The following is a 14,106-nucleotide window of genomic DNA, read 5'->3' on the forward strand; positions in this document are numbered from 1 at the left end:
GTTCATGTGAACATGGATACATTGCTGTTGACCCTACGGGGATTTTCTTATGAAATACCCGGAAATCATAAGTCAAAATCTGCTTCTAAGATAAATTAGGTAGTGAATAATCTCAATAAACCCATAAGAATAACGCCAAAAATTACGGTTACAGCTAAGCTTTTCGTTCGTAAAGCTAATAATAGAGTAGGAACGATAGCAATGAGTGTTAACCAATTTATTTCTATAGAATGACTAGTCTTTATAATGACATTTTCTACAACGAGTGCTGTAAGGATACAGATAGGTATAAAAGAAAGCCATTTTAGTACAGGATCAGGTAAATGTAAATTTCGTACCACTAAAAATGGTAAAATTCGTGGGACTACTGTGACGATAGTACATCCAAGTATCACAAAGAAAATAGATTGATTCACACTCATTTATCTGTCACCACCCCAATAGTAGCTACAATAATCGTAGACAAAATAACAGCAACATGGGAAGGTACAAAAAAAGATAATACCAGCATGGCTATTATCATATATGCAATCAGCCAGAGAGAATGTTTGAGTTTTGAAGGTTTCATATTATGCAACTGTAATACTAGTAAAGCCACAAACATAGCTGTTAAAGCAAAATCTAATCCAAATACCATTGGATTCGTAATCCATTTTCCAAGAATTGCTCCTAGCATACACGAAGCTATCCAAATGATATAAGCTGTAAGATTTAATCCATTCATCCAACGATCATTAATCTGTTCTCCCTTGGTAATTTTATTTATGGCAACACCAAACGACTCATCTGTAACTAATGCACCAATACCAATGTTTTTTAATAAAGAATATTTTGTAAAATATGGGGCGAGTGTTGCGCTTAATAAAAAATTACGTAGGTTTACAATAAAAGTTGTTACAATAATTGCTGATGAGGGACTATTAGTTGCTAGTAGAGCACAAATGATAAATTGAGCAGATCCAGCATAAACCAAAGCTGATAATAATGTAATTTCTAAGATACTCAGGTGGGAAGATACCCCTATAACACCAGCTGCAAGCCCAATGCTGATGTAGCCTAACAATGTAGGGATACAATCTTTTACACCTTGTAAGAATGTTGAAGCATTACTTTCATCGATGCTTGACGCTTTTACCATATTCATTGTTACCATCCTCTGTTGTCTATTTAGCTTCTATTCATCTCATGATTTTTAAAAATAAAAGTAGAGGCAGTGCGTTCCATGTTGTTAAAAACTACATTTTATCAAGGGAATATAAAGTTAGCAACTACTTTGAATCTTTTAAATTCTTTAGTGCCAAGATAGATACTTGGTTCTTTTTTATATCATATTATTATCAGAAGCGTATATAGTATTTTCACTAAATATATGGTATAAAAAGTGATGTTAAATCCGATATATAATTTATACAAGATTGCTACATAGATAAGCAGGTGAATCAAATGAATGCGAGACAAATAGAAATCTTGCGTATCTTATTAACTCAATCCGATCAGCATGTATTAATACAAGAAATTGCAGAGAAAGTCGGTTGCTCCGAAAAGACCATTCGTAATGATTTTAAAAGGATTCAAGACTATCTTAGGGAACATTCACATGCTACCATAATCCGAAAACCGGGATTAGGTGTTTTTTTAGAAATAGAAGATCATGAAAAAACAAGCTTATTTCACAAACTACTCATGGTGAATCATCCAGTTAAATATGAATCTGATGAAAAAATGATTCTTGAAATAGCTTATCAGTTATTAATGAACGTAAAGCCGATAATAGCGCAGGATCTTGCTTCCCAATATTTTGTGAATAAAGCGGTCATTAAAAAAAGTTTGGATAAAATCGAAAATTGGCTCAAGGCTTGGGGCCTAACATTGATTTCTAAGCAAAAAGTAGGCCTCATAATTGAAGGGAATGAAAAGGATAAAAGAACGGCATTAGCTCGATTATCCCAGTTGACCAACAATTCCCAGCTAAGTGATTCATTTATTAAAGAACAATTTTCGTCTCATGAGGTTGAGATTGTAAGAAATGCATTAAAAGAGCTACAAAAGGAACATTCCATCTTTTTTACGGATGAAACGTTTGAAGGATTGATTGTACATGCACTCCTGATGATTAGGCGGACAAAGCTTAAACAGCCTATTACCCTCTCTGAAAAAGAAAGATCTCTTCTACAGAATAAAAAAGAATATGAATGGACTTCTGAATTCCTCAAACAACTAGAACGTGCTTTTGCAGTGAGGTTTCCGGAAGTGGAAATTACTTATTTAGCATTACATATTTTAGGAGGGAAAGTTCGTTATCAACAAAGGAACGAAACATCTGAAATAGATGATCTTACTAAAGATAACCCTGTTCTTTCTCAGCTTCTGCTTCTATTGATCCAGCGTATGTCCGAGTTCAATATGATTGAATTTACAAATGATGAAACCTTGATAAACGGCTTGAAGGTTCATTTATATACAACCTTAAATCGCCTCAATTACGGACTTTCTGTATCGAATCCGATGCTGAGTGATATAAAAAGAATGTATCCTTATATGTTTGATATGGTGCTTTGCGCATTAGAAGAAGTAAATCAATCGCTATCTCTTTCGATACCTGAGGAGGAAGCGGCCTATCTCGTCCTACATTTTCAAGCGTCCATTGAACGATTCAATAGCATCAGGAAAAAAACGAAGGAAGCTGTCATCGTTTGCCATATGGGAATTGGAATGTCTCAGCTCTTACGAACAAAGCTTGAACGGAAATTTATTTCGATCAATATTATAGCGTGCATAGCGAAGGCTGACGTAAAAGAGTATCTTGCTAATCATGACGTCGACTTTGTTGTATCTACTGTTTCTCTGCCTGAAGTAAATCTCCCTTATCTTGTTGTATCTCCTTTGTTAGAAGCAACGGAAGAAAAGAGACTGGAGAATTTTATCAAACAGCTTGATGAACCAATTCAACAAGCACCAAAAGAATCTGTGCTTTTGAAGTTTACCACACCATTTTTAGTGTTTTTGCAGCAGGATGTAGAGCATCGTTATGAGTTAATCGAGATGCTTGCCACTGTCTTGTATGAAAAAGGCTTTGTGGAAAAAGAATATACGCATCATGCAATTACCCGGGAAAGAATGTCAGCTACGAACATTGGTGCAGGTGTTGCTATTCCACATGGAAACCCCAAACTGATTAAACATTCAGCGATTGCCATTGCTACATTACATGAACCGATTGAATGGGGACCTGAGAAAGTATCACTCGTATTTATGCTGGCAGTTAAGAATGATAATCAAGAAGATACAAAACAGCTATTTCGTGAATTGTCGTTTATCAGTGAACAACCTGCCTTTATTCAAACACTCATGAAGGAAACAGACACCATGCAATTTTTATCTCATTTACACAAAAAAAAATAACATCATTCATCTTTCTTTGCCTATTTCAGAGTAATAAAATCGATTTTTCCGGAAACAACGGAAAAAAACTAAACTTTTATCTCAAGGATTTCGCAGTATAGTATGTGTAAGCGATTTCGAAATAGATAAAGGGGGATTAGTGATGAAACTCTTAGCGATTACTTCATGTCCTAATGGGATTGCCCATACGTATATGGCGGCAGAAAATCTACAAAAAGCTGCCGATAAATTAGGAATTCAAATGAAAGTTGAAACGCAAGGCTCTATTGGAGTAGAAAATAAACTTACAGAACAGGATATTCGTGAAGCGGACGGTATCATTATCGCAGCTGATAAAACGGTTGATAAAGATCGATTCATTGGAAAGAAAGTATTGCTTGTTGGGGTTCAAGATGGTATTCGTAAACCTCAAGAATTAATTAAATTAGTAATAAGTGGAGAAGTACCTGTCTATCAAGCCCAATCAAAATCTATCGAGAACAATAGTAGTGAGAAAGCTGATAAACAAAATTCGGTTTATCGTCATTTGATGAGTGGTGTATCATACATGGTCCCATTCATCGTTATCGGTGGATTATTAATCGCTATTGCGTTAACACTTGGGGGAGAAAAGACACCTGGTGGTTTGGTGATACCGGATGCTTCATTCTGGAAGACAATTGAAAAGCTTGGTGCTGCATCATTTACTTTCATGGTTCCTATTCTTGCCGGTTTCATTGCCTTTAGTATTGCCGACAGACCAGGTCTTGCTCCCGGTATGATTGGTGGATTCATTGCAGCGAATGGTAGTTTTTATGGAAGTGCGGCTGGTGCCGGTTTTATTGGTGGTATTATTGCAGGTTTTCTGGCTGGTTACGTAGCATTAGGAATTAAAAACATAAAAGTTCCAAAAGCAATTCAGCCTATTATGCCGATTATTATCATTCCAGTATTTGCGTCACTTATTGTAGGTCTGGTATTTGTTTATGTGATAGGCGCACCTATAGCCCAAGTTTTTGAGTCGTTAACAGCATGGTTATCAAGTATGCAAGGTACAAGCTCCATTCTTTTAGCCCTTATTTTAGGTGCTATGATTTCCTTTGATATGGGCGGTCCGGTTAATAAAGTTGCTTTCCTTTTCGGTTCTGCCATGATTGCAGAAGGTAACTACGATATCATGGGATCGATTGCAGTTGCTATCTGTATTCCTCCGATTGGTATGGGTTTAGCTACTTTCTTAGGTAAGAAAAAATATCAGGATGCAGAAAGAGAAGCGGGTAAAGCAACATTTACAATGGGGTTATTTGGAATCACGGAAGGAGCCATTCCGTTTGCAGCTCAAGATCCATTCCGTGTTATCCCAAGTATTATGATTGGTTCGATGGTAGGCTCGGTTATTGCAATGATGGGACATGTTGGAGATAAAGTAGCACATGGAGGTCCAATCGTTGCAGTTCTTGGAGCTGTTGATAATGTGTTGATGTTCTTTATCGCCGTCATTGTTGGTGCGATTGTAACAGCTGTTTTAGTCAATATCTTAAAAAAAGATATACAAAAAGTAGATGTTCTAGAAACACAGGCAGTAGCGGAATCTATACCTCAACGACACCTTCTAAAAGAAGAAAAAAAAGCGACAACGGTGGAAATCAAAAAATTGACGGATATCACCAGTCTAGAGCTTATTGATGTAAACGTAGCGGGATCAACACGTGATGAGGTCATTGATGAAATGATTCAAAAATTAGATAGCGCTGGAGCTATTAGTTCTATTTCAGATTTCAAACAAGCGATACTAAGCCGCGAACAAGAAAGTTCCACAGGAATTGGTATGAACATTGCCATCCCTCATGGAAAATCAGATGCAGTCAAAAAAACAAGTGTGGTATTTGGACTTAAAAGTGACGGAGTAGACTGGACGAGCCTTGATGGTACAGATGCAAAGCTCATTTTTATGATCGCTGTTCCTAAAGAAAGTGAAGGAAATGAACACTTGAAAATTCTTCAGATGCTCTCTCGAAAGCTCATGGATGAAAGCTTTAGAGAACAATTATTGTCTATTAAAACAAAAGAAGAAGCGTATCAACTATTAGAGACTATTGAGTAAATACAGATATAGTATAATCGAGGCCTTTTCTCCTTACGTAAGGGGAGAGGGCCTCAAATTTTTCATCGTAAAGATGAGCCTGATTGAGTATTCATGTGTCTTTTCTTATACTATTTTGAAAGAAAGCAAGGATAGAGAGAGGTAGCCGGAACAGATGGATTTTCGTTCTGTAAACAAATGCGGGATACAGTGAGTGGTCCCATCTTGTATTAAGCGGCAAACCCGTTACATTAGAATGATAAGAAATCAAAACAGGCTATTCGATCGATGTGGGTCGGATAGCCTGTTTTTTTAGGGTGTAATACGTTCCCTTTTATCTAACAGTGCCAGATCAGGTGCTCAGGCTTTGGACAAAATCATTAGTGATATGTAGGAGCATGTTATGTGGTGAAATATGGAATGAAAAGGGAAGCAGATAGGTATAAAAGAGTAGCTAAACACAGAAAAAGGAAAAAAATTCAAAATGAGACTTTATTAATGTAGTATAATTTTAGTTTTTTTGATATATTTGGAATAAGATGGAATATAATCCATAACTTTTTCAACTTTGCGTGACCTAACTTCATTTAGCCTAAGAAAGTTTTTGGGGGTAAGATTCCATTATTTTTTGGAGTTATCTCGAAGAAACGCTACATACATGGGACTGGTTCCAGGATGGTTCCTCCTATCTCTTAAGGAGACACGATTTACAATAAGGATTCGGTGAAATGGTTTTTGGATTTAGGCTTTGTATAATTGCCGGTTTTACAAGAAATGGACGGCTGATGAAGATATCGGATACGAAAAGAGGGAGAAAATCATGGAAAAAGAAATAAAATGCGTGATTTGGGACTTGGACAATACGATTTGGGAAGGGATTTTGCTAGAATCCTCCCATGTTCAGCTTCGTCCCGGGATTGTGGAGATTATCAAAGAATTAGACTCACGTGGTATCCTGCATTCTATCGCTAGCAAGAATGATTTTGAGTTAGCGTACGAAAAGCTGAAGGAGTTTGGGATCGCTGAATATTTCCTCTATCCCCAGATTAATTGGAATGCCAAATCAGCGAATATCTCTACTATACAAAAAAACGTAAATATCGGCATAGATACCATCTTATTTATTGACGATCAACCGTTTGAGCGTGACGAGGTAAGTAGCGTTCATTCACAAGTTACTTGCATGAGTGATACTGAATATACAAATCTTATTTATCATCCTCGTCTCAACCCTACATTTATCACGGAAGATTCGAAAAGACGTCGACATATGTATCTGGAAGATATCATACGTAACGAAGAAGAACAATCATTTGTGGGGCCGCAAGAATCCTTTCTCGCTTCTCTTGAGATGAAGTTTATCATCTCAGAAGCACAAGAAGAAGATCTCAAACGCGCTGAAGAGCTAACCATTCGTACCAATCAATTGAACTCAACAGGGATTACCTATGATTATGATGAACTGAACGCTTTTCGCACCAATGATAAATATAAATTATTTGTATGTGAACTCACGGATAAGTACGGATCTTACGGCAAAATTGGATTATCACTTGTGGAAATAACCGAGGAAGCATGGCATGTCAAGCTTCTTCTCATGTCTTGCCGGGTCATGTCTAGGGGTGTTGGTACGGTACTTCTTAGCCATATTATGCAAGAAGCCAAGGAAGAAGGAAAAATGTTGCTTGCTGACTTCCGCAAGACAGACCGGAACCGCATGATGTACGCGACTTACCGCTTCGCTAACTTCAAGGAAATTTCTTCTGATGATGAAGGGAATGTCGTTTTCGAAAATGATTTGTCTATGATTCAACCGTTTCCGCCTTATATCTACGTAAAAGTAAATCACGTTATCAAAAAGAGATAATAAAACGGAAAGAACAGGAGATATACCGTATGAAGATAAGTGTGCAACAATCAGATATTTTAGTTGAAGTGGAGCGATTTTCTGAAGAAAGGATTCATCCATACGCGAAAGAGTTTGAGTTGAACGAAGAATTGCCCTCTGAACTTATTAGGGAAATGGGGGAGAAAGGATACCTCACTGCCAGTATTCCCAAAGAGTACGGAGGTCTAGGTCTTGATCCAGTGCAATTTGGACTGTTTATAGAGCAAATAGGGAAATCCTGCAATTCCATACGTGAATTGATTACCGTTCACAACTCGCTCGTAGGTGAAACGATTGTGCGATGGGGAACGAAAGAGCAAAAAGAGAAATGGCTCCCGTTAATGACGCAAGGCAAAAGAATAGCCGCTTTTGCACTCAGTGAACCTAATGTAGGTACAGATGCTAGAAATGTAGAGACACATTATCGAAAAGAAGGTAACCAGTACATGATCACAGGGGTGAAAAAATGGATTTCCTTCGCCGATATTGCAGACGTATTTCTCGTCATTGCGGCTCATGAAGAGGAAGGACAAGTCACTGCTTTTTTGGTGGAGCGCGAATGGGAAGGGATAAAAACGACACGTATGACCGGACTGTTGGCAAGCAAGGCATCTCATATCGCAGAAGTTGAATTTATGGACGTTGTGGTTCCAGCAGAAAATGTGCTTGGCCCTGTTGGTGGAGGGTTTAGCTACATTGCCTCATATGGGCTTGATCACGGACGCTATAACATCGCTTGGGGAGCTGTAGCGATTGCTCAAGCTTCACTGGAAGCGATGATCTCCTATTCGCGTAAGAGGACACAGTTTGGGAAGAAGCTGTGTGAGTTTGACCTCATGCAGGCGATCATTGCTGATGCGACAACAAAAATTCACGCAGCGCGCGCTCTTTGTCTCCATGCTGGAAGGATGCGATTGAAGAGGGATCCTGATTCGATAATGGAAACCACCATGGCGAAATACTTTTCTTCGAAGATGGTAATGGAAGTAACCACGGATGCAGTGCAAGCACATGGTGGAAATGGTTTTTCCAACCAGTATCCGGTGGAGCGCTTCTTCCGCGAAGCCAAGCTTCTAGAAATTATCGAGGGAACATCACAGGTTTTGCAACTCATGATTGCCCAACATTCGATAAGCAAAAACTATGAAAAGCGATAAAATTCATAACCAATAAATGAATTGAGGGATGAGTGATGACGGTACGGGAAAAAGTACGCCAATTTATTGAAAGTAATCTTGTAATCTTTGAAGATCATGTCGAAATTAGCGATGATGACAATATCTTTGAACTTGGCTTTGTAAACTCGCTATTTGCTATGAGAATGCTTACATTTGTTGAGGAAGAATTCGTCATCACCATAGACAATGATGAACTTGACCTTATAAATTTTAGTTCCGTAAGCAATATCGTGCGTTTAATTGAGAAAAAACTAGGAACAAGAGTGTAATGCTGCTTTCTTTTCTGATCTTCGTTGGATAGGAGGGTATTGTAGACGGCATAGGAGAGTGGCACAAAATGAACAAAGATTCATGTTAAAACAACAACTTATAAGGGAGAAAAAATATGTTGAACTTAATCTTCATGTTTCCAGGAGTGGGCTCCCATTATTTTGGAATGGGTAAAACACTTTATGACAACTTTCCAGTGGCGAAGCTCGCTTTTGAAGAAGCCAGTGACGCCGTAAAAATTGACTTAGCTAAGCTATGTTTTTCTCCTGACTACAAAGATGAACTGCAAAAATTAAAAAATTCGCAAATAGCTCTTGTTTGTGTTGGTGTGACAACTTACCGAGTTTTTATGGAAGAAATGGGGATTTCGCCAGCTTTTTCGATGGGATATAGTCTGGGGGAGTATTCGGCACTTGTTTGTGCGGGTGCGATTCAGTTTGGGGATGCTCTTCAAATGGTGCTGGAACGTGGTGATGTTGTAAATGATGTAGCTAAGAGGATCGCAGGTACGATGGCTTGGGTGACAAATATTGATTCACAAACCGTTAAGAAGATTTGTGAGGAAGTATCGCAAGCAGGAGACGAAGTATATGTATCCGCCTACGACTCACCTCTTAAAACATCTATCTCAGGGACTAACATTGCCATTCGCAAAGCGGGAGAGAAAGTTGTCGAAGCCGGCGGAATTGCCATCCCGATAAAAATGTCAGGTCCGTTTCACAGTCCGCTGATGAAAGAGGCTGCGAACAGCTTCCAAGGAATTTTGAGCAATTATAACTACCAACAGCCGCAATATCCGGTCATATCTAATTACACCGCACATCCGTTCACAGATCGCGCAAGTATTTCCAAAAATCTAGCATTGCAGCTCGTTTCACCAATTCGTTGGCAAGAATCGCTACACTATGGGCTTTCGCTAGGAGCCGACATAGCAATCGAGCTTGGACCGAAAACAGTGCTGAAGTATCTGCTGGAGAATAATACGAAGGAATTTCCCGTATATTCGTTTGACAAAGCTCAAGACCTACAGGTGATAAAAAATGCTTTCTTTTTCACGGAAGAAGAGTACATGCCCCTTATTGCCAAGTGTCTCGCAGCAGTGGTAAGCACTAAAAACTATAACAAGAACAATAATGAGTATGAGGAATCAGTTGTGCAAACATTTGAACAAGTGCAAAACATGTATGAGCAGTTGGCGGAAACCAAGACTCTGGCACAAAAAGAACATGCGGTAGCCGCAATCAATATGCTCCAATCTGCATTACTAGCAAAGAATCTGCCTGAGGGGAAACGTGCATACCAAGTGAAAAAAGTGCTTGGGCATAAGAATTTTTCGAACTAGCTTACAATCACTTTGTTATACAAAAAGGAGAATGATAGAATGCTTCAAAATATAGGTATCATCGGATCAGGAACAATGGGGATTGGTATGGTTGTCGATCTTGCCCTTCACGGAATTAGGTCCGTTCTCGTAGATGTATCGGAAGAAACGTTGGAAAAGGCGAAAAAAGAGATATTACATACGGTTCGTTTCGCTCCCTTGGTTAAGAAGGACGTAAAGAAAATGACTCCAGAGCAAGTAATAGAGCTGGTATCTTTTACGACTACTTTAGAAGATGTTGGAGAATGTGATTTTATTGTAGAAAATGTAACGGAAAACTGGGAGATAAAACATGCAGTCTATATGGAACTAGATCGTATTTGTAAACCGGATGTATGCTTTGCAGTCAATACTTCTTGCATCTCCATTACAAAGGTTGGTGGTGTGACGAAGCGCCCTGATAAGGTTATCGGCATGCACTTTATGAACCCTGTTTTTATGAAGCCTTCCATTGAAGTTATTAAAGGTTGTTTTACGTCACAAGAGACCATCGATATTGCGGAATCGTTCCTCTCACAGTTGGACAAAGATGCAATTATCGTCAATGACTTACCTGGATTCGTATCCAATCGCATTTCTCACCTATTTATGAATGAGGCAGCATTTGTAGTGCAAGATCAAGTAGCGACGCCCAAGCAAGTAGACGAGATTTTTAAAAAATGCTTCGGACATACTATGGGTCCACTTGAAACGGCAGATTTAATAGGCTTGGACACGGTACTGGATTCTTTGGGAGTGTTGTATGACAACTACCAGGATTCAAAATTTCGCGCGGCTCCACTTCTTCGCAAAATGGTGGATGCAGGATTGTTTGGTAGAAAAGCTGGAAAAGGTTTTTACGATTATTCGAAATAATAAAGCCAGGTAAAAGAGAGAGGATGAATCTTTATGACGACGTTAACAACTGAAAAAATGATTAGCGATTACATTTTGGAGCATGTAAACGTTGAGGAGCTGGACTATGATCTTCTGATTTTTGATGAAGGGTTGGTCAATTCTTTATTCGCAATTCAACTCATGACATACCTTGAAAAGACGTTCAGTATCAAAATTACGATGGATGATCTGGATTTTGAGAACTACCGCTCCATTAACGCTATTTCTAATTTTGTGAAAAGCAAACAGAGCGGGGTGTAAGCATGCTTACTTTGTTGACTACTAATCAAAAGGGCTACTACGATCAATTTCTTACATTCGCTCAAGAACATGTAGAACCATACGCAAACCAGTGGGACAACTCCGAGAAAATCCCGCAGGATATCATCGACAAGTCTGCGAAGGCAGGCTTTCTTGGAGGAACATTGCCTGTCGAATACAAGGGTCAGGGATGGGACTTTGTTACTTATGGATTGCTGAACGAAGCTATTGGCCGTTTCAGCATTTCTCTCAGCGGGTTGTTTAACGTACACACAATGGTTGCGCACACACTGTTGAAATGGGGAACAGAGGAACAGAAATCACGTTGGCTTCCACCTCTCTCTACAGGTAAAAAAATCGCAGCTCTGGCGCTGACCGAACCAGGAGCGGGCAGTGATTTGCAAATGATGGAAACCAGTTATACGGAGCAGGGCGATTATTTTCTCTTAAACGGTAAAAAGCAGTGGATTACCTTTGGTGCAGCTGCAGATGTTCTACTCGTCTTTGGAAAGATGGAAGGAAAACCTGTTGCTTGCCTCGTTGAAAAAGACACACCGGGATTGACTATCACACCAATTCGAGGAATGCTTGGCTTCAAAGCGTCTCATTTGGCGATTTTAGAATTCAATAACTGCGTGATTCCAAAGGAAAATATGGTTGGTAAACCAAACTTTGCGCTGTCTTATCTCGCTCCTTACGCACTAGAATTCGGTCGCATTAGCATCGCTTTTGCTTCGCTAGGGCTTTTGCGAGGTTGTTTGGAAATCTGCGGTTCTCATGTAATGGAACGAAAAGCGTTTAACGCCCGCTTAATCGATCACGGAATGATTTCACATTTTATTGCTGATATGGGTGTTGATTATGAAGCAACCGCTCATCTCTGCATTGCATCTTGTAAGGCGAAGGATGAACATTCGCCGGAAGCTACTGAAAAAATCATGATTGCCAAATACTTCGCATCCCGTGCTGGAGCTAGACACTCTGCTAACGCAGTCCAGATTATGGGCGCGATGGGGTGCAACGAGGACTTTTCGGTTTCTAGATTTTACAGAGATTCCAAGACGATGGAAATCGTGGAAGGCAGTAATCAGATTCATCAGATGATTCTTGGCTCAAGCTTTGCCAAAAAAGCGAGAAGAACGCTGGTTAGCGTGAAAACAGAAGGGTAGAGTCCATATGAGCAAATCGAACTTATTTGTTTCCGATTCCGATAGACAGCAAATCATGTTCATGCTTAGCAATACCAAAGCGGATTATCCCATAGATAAAACGATCTATCAATTATTTGAAGAACGGGTGGCTGTTGCACCAGATGCGATTGCTGCCATTTGCAAGGATCAAGCGATTACTTATCAAGAGTTGAATAACAAAGCAAACCAATTGGCGAGACATATTCGCTCTCACGGTGTAGATTCTGATCATATCGTGGCAATCATGCTAGAGCGTTCACTTGAAATGATTATAGGTATCTTTGCCATTATGAAGGCAGGTGGCGCATACTTGCCAATTACACCGTCCAATCCTGAGAAGCGGATTCGCTATATGCTGGAGGACAGCGGCTCTAAGCTGATGTTGACCAAAGGGAACGTCATGCATTCGTATGACATACCGACAATTCATGTTGATAATGAGAATCTTTACAAGGGTTGCTCTGATAATCTGTCATTGGTTAATGACCCGAAAGATCTTGCTTATGTTATTTATACATCGGGTTCGACTGGAAAACCAAAAGGTGTAATGATTGAACATCACTCTCTGGTGAATCGATTACACTGGATGCAGCACGCCTATCCTATCGATGTGAATGATACGATTATGCAAAAAACGCCTTTTGGCTTCGACGTCTCTGTATGGGAAATGTTCTGGTGGTCTATGGTTGGAGCAAAGGTCTGCTTCCTGTTACCTAATTTTGAACGTTTTCCGCAAGCGATTGTAGAGACTGCCCGGAAGAATCAAATTAGTGTGATGCACTTCGTACCTTCTATGATGAACGCTTTTCTAAATTATCTTCAAGACGCAGGTGATGAAGAAATTCATCGATTGCGTTTCTTGAAACGCGTTTTTGTCAGTGGGGAAGCCTTAACACCTATCCATGTGAAAAAATTTAATCAAATTCTGTATGAAACCAACGGAACCAGACTGACAAACTTGTATGGACCGACGGAAGCGACAATCGACGTAACCTACTATGATTGCCCGGTGGATGGGGTAATCAAGAAGGTTCCGATTGGAAAACCGATACACAACACAAGCATGTATATTGTTGAAGAAGATCAATTGCAACCGTTTGGAGAGTCAGGGGAGCTATGCATCGGTGGAGTAGGGCTTGCCCGCGGCTATTTGAATAATCCAACCCTGACGTCGGAAAAATTCGTTGACAATCCGTTTATACCTGGAGAAAAGATGTACAAGACTGGAGATTTGGCTCGTCTGCTTCCCGATGGAAACATTGAATATATGGGGAGACTGGATCATCAGGTGAAAATCCGAGGATTACGAATCGAACTTGGCGAGATTGAAGCGACAATAGCCGATTACGATGCGATCGATCAGTGTATTGTAACGGTCAATGAACAATCAGAAACAATCGTCCATCTTGTGGCATATGTGGTTCCAAAAAGAGAGTTTGCGGTAGCCGACTTAAAAAAATTTGTCAAAGACCGCTTACCTGAATACATGGTTCCCAGCATTTACATAACGCTTGAATCGTTGCCGTTAACTTCCAATGGCAAGATTGATCGAAAATCTTTGCCTGATCCGCAAGCATAGGAAACGATCCTCTTAAAAA

At 39.6% G+C, this 14,106-nt stretch carries 12 protein-coding genes; 10 read left to right on the top strand and 2 right to left on the bottom strand.

Features of this window, described 5'->3' with window-relative positions; translation table 11 throughout:
• Window positions 1-95 precede the first annotated feature (95 nt).
• On the bottom strand, window positions 96-422 hold the full coding sequence (locus EEL30_15030; protein ID QDX93487.1) for an AzlD domain-containing protein: 327 nt from the start codon (window positions 420-422) through the stop codon (window positions 96-98).
• Window positions 419-1,144 (bottom strand): branched-chain amino acid ABC transporter permease, encoded by a 726-nt coding sequence (locus EEL30_15035; GenBank protein ID QDX93488.1) that lies wholly within the window; start codon window positions 1,142-1,144, stop codon window positions 419-421. Before EEL30_15035 ends, EEL30_15030 begins: the two co-directional genes overlap by 4 nt.
• A 299-nt stretch (window positions 1,145-1,443) precedes the next feature.
• On the opposite strand from EEL30_15035, the gene EEL30_15040 reads away from it, so the two are divergent.
• The 10 genes from EEL30_15040 (at window position 1,444) to EEL30_15085 (ending at window position 14,087) form a co-directional block, all read left to right on the top strand.
• Window positions 1,444-3,402, top strand: coding sequence for a PRD domain-containing protein (locus EEL30_15040; GenBank protein QDX93489.1), 1,959 nt, complete (start codon window positions 1,444-1,446; stop codon window positions 3,400-3,402).
• Window positions 3,403-3,544: 142 nt separating this feature from the next.
• Complete coding sequence (locus EEL30_15045) at window positions 3,545-5,485, top strand: PTS mannose transporter subunit IIABC (GenBank protein ID QDX93490.1); 1,941 nt, start codon at window positions 3,545-3,547, stop codon at window positions 5,483-5,485.
• 799 nt (window positions 5,486-6,284) lie between these two features.
• Window positions 6,285-7,331, top strand: a complete 1,047-nt coding sequence (locus EEL30_15050; GenBank protein QDX93491.1) for an HAD-IIIC family phosphatase — start codon at window positions 6,285-6,287, stop codon at window positions 7,329-7,331.
• A gap of 29 nt (window positions 7,332-7,360) precedes the next feature.
• A complete protein-coding gene (locus EEL30_15055; protein ID QDX93492.1) occupies window positions 7,361-8,509 on the top strand; it encodes an acyl-CoA dehydrogenase in 1,149 nt (382 codons plus the stop codon).
• A 35-nt stretch (window positions 8,510-8,544) separates the two neighbouring features.
• Window positions 8,545-8,799, top strand: a complete 255-nt coding sequence (locus EEL30_15060) for an acyl carrier protein (GenBank protein QDX93493.1) — start codon at window positions 8,545-8,547, stop codon at window positions 8,797-8,799.
• Window positions 8,800-8,915: 116 nt separating this feature from the next.
• A complete protein-coding gene (locus EEL30_15065) occupies window positions 8,916-10,142 on the top strand; it encodes an acyltransferase domain-containing protein (GenBank protein QDX93494.1) in 1,227 nt (408 codons plus the stop codon).
• Window positions 10,143-10,181: 39 nt separating this feature from the next.
• Entirely contained in the window at window positions 10,182-11,036 is an 855-nt protein-coding gene (locus tag EEL30_15070; GenBank protein ID QDX93495.1) for a 3-hydroxybutyryl-CoA dehydrogenase, read from the top strand.
• 33 nt (window positions 11,037-11,069) lie between these two features.
• The gene (locus tag EEL30_15075; protein ID QDX93496.1) at window positions 11,070-11,318 is read left to right on the top strand and encodes an acyl carrier protein; all 249 of its coding nucleotides are present in this window, start codon (window positions 11,070-11,072) and stop codon (window positions 11,316-11,318) included.
• Window positions 11,319-11,320: 2 nt separating this feature from the next.
• On the top strand, window positions 11,321-12,487 hold the full coding sequence (locus EEL30_15080) for an acyl-CoA dehydrogenase (protein ID QDX93497.1): 1,167 nt from the start codon (window positions 11,321-11,323) through the stop codon (window positions 12,485-12,487).
• Window positions 12,488-12,494: 7 nt separating this feature from the next.
• Window positions 12,495-14,087, top strand: a complete 1,593-nt coding sequence (locus EEL30_15085) for an amino acid adenylation domain-containing protein (GenBank protein QDX93498.1) — start codon at window positions 12,495-12,497, stop codon at window positions 14,085-14,087.
• Window positions 14,088-14,106 lie beyond the last annotated feature (19 nt).

Origin of the sequence: Brevibacillus laterosporus, assembly GCA_007833815.1 — a bacterium.
Classification (GTDB): Bacteria; Bacillota; Bacilli; order Brevibacillales; family Brevibacillaceae; genus Brevibacillus_B; species Brevibacillus_B laterosporus_D.

Bases quoted from the DNA above. Each gene is read 5' to 3' on its own strand.
- EEL30_15085 (QDX93498.1), top strand. From the start codon at position 12,495: ATGAGCAAATCGAACTTATTTGTTTCCGATTCCGATAGACAGCAAATC.
- EEL30_15075 (QDX93496.1), top strand. From the start codon at position 11,070: ATGACGACGTTAACAACTGAAAAAATGATTAGCGATTACATTTTGGAG.
- EEL30_15065 (QDX93494.1), top strand. From the start codon at position 8,916: ATGTTGAACTTAATCTTCATGTTTCCAGGAGTGGGCTCCCATTATTTT.
- EEL30_15050 (QDX93491.1), top strand. From the start codon at position 6,285: ATGGAAAAAGAAATAAAATGCGTGATTTGGGACTTGGACAATACGATT.
- EEL30_15035 (QDX93488.1), bottom strand. From the start codon at position 1,144: ATGAATATGGTAAAAGCGTCAAGCATCGATGAAAGTAATGCTTCAACA.
- EEL30_15070 (QDX93495.1), top strand. From the start codon at position 10,182: ATGCTTCAAAATATAGGTATCATCGGATCAGGAACAATGGGGATTGGT.
- EEL30_15060 (QDX93493.1), top strand. From the start codon at position 8,545: ATGACGGTACGGGAAAAAGTACGCCAATTTATTGAAAGTAATCTTGTA.
- EEL30_15030 (QDX93487.1), bottom strand. From the start codon at position 422: ATGAGTGTGAATCAATCTATTTTCTTTGTGATACTTGGATGTACTATC.
- EEL30_15080 (QDX93497.1), top strand. From the start codon at position 11,321: ATGCTTACTTTGTTGACTACTAATCAAAAGGGCTACTACGATCAATTT.
- EEL30_15045 (QDX93490.1), top strand. From the start codon at position 3,545: ATGAAACTCTTAGCGATTACTTCATGTCCTAATGGGATTGCCCATACG.
- EEL30_15040 (QDX93489.1), top strand. From the start codon at position 1,444: ATGAATGCGAGACAAATAGAAATCTTGCGTATCTTATTAACTCAATCC.
- EEL30_15055 (QDX93492.1), top strand. From the start codon at position 7,361: ATGAAGATAAGTGTGCAACAATCAGATATTTTAGTTGAAGTGGAGCGA.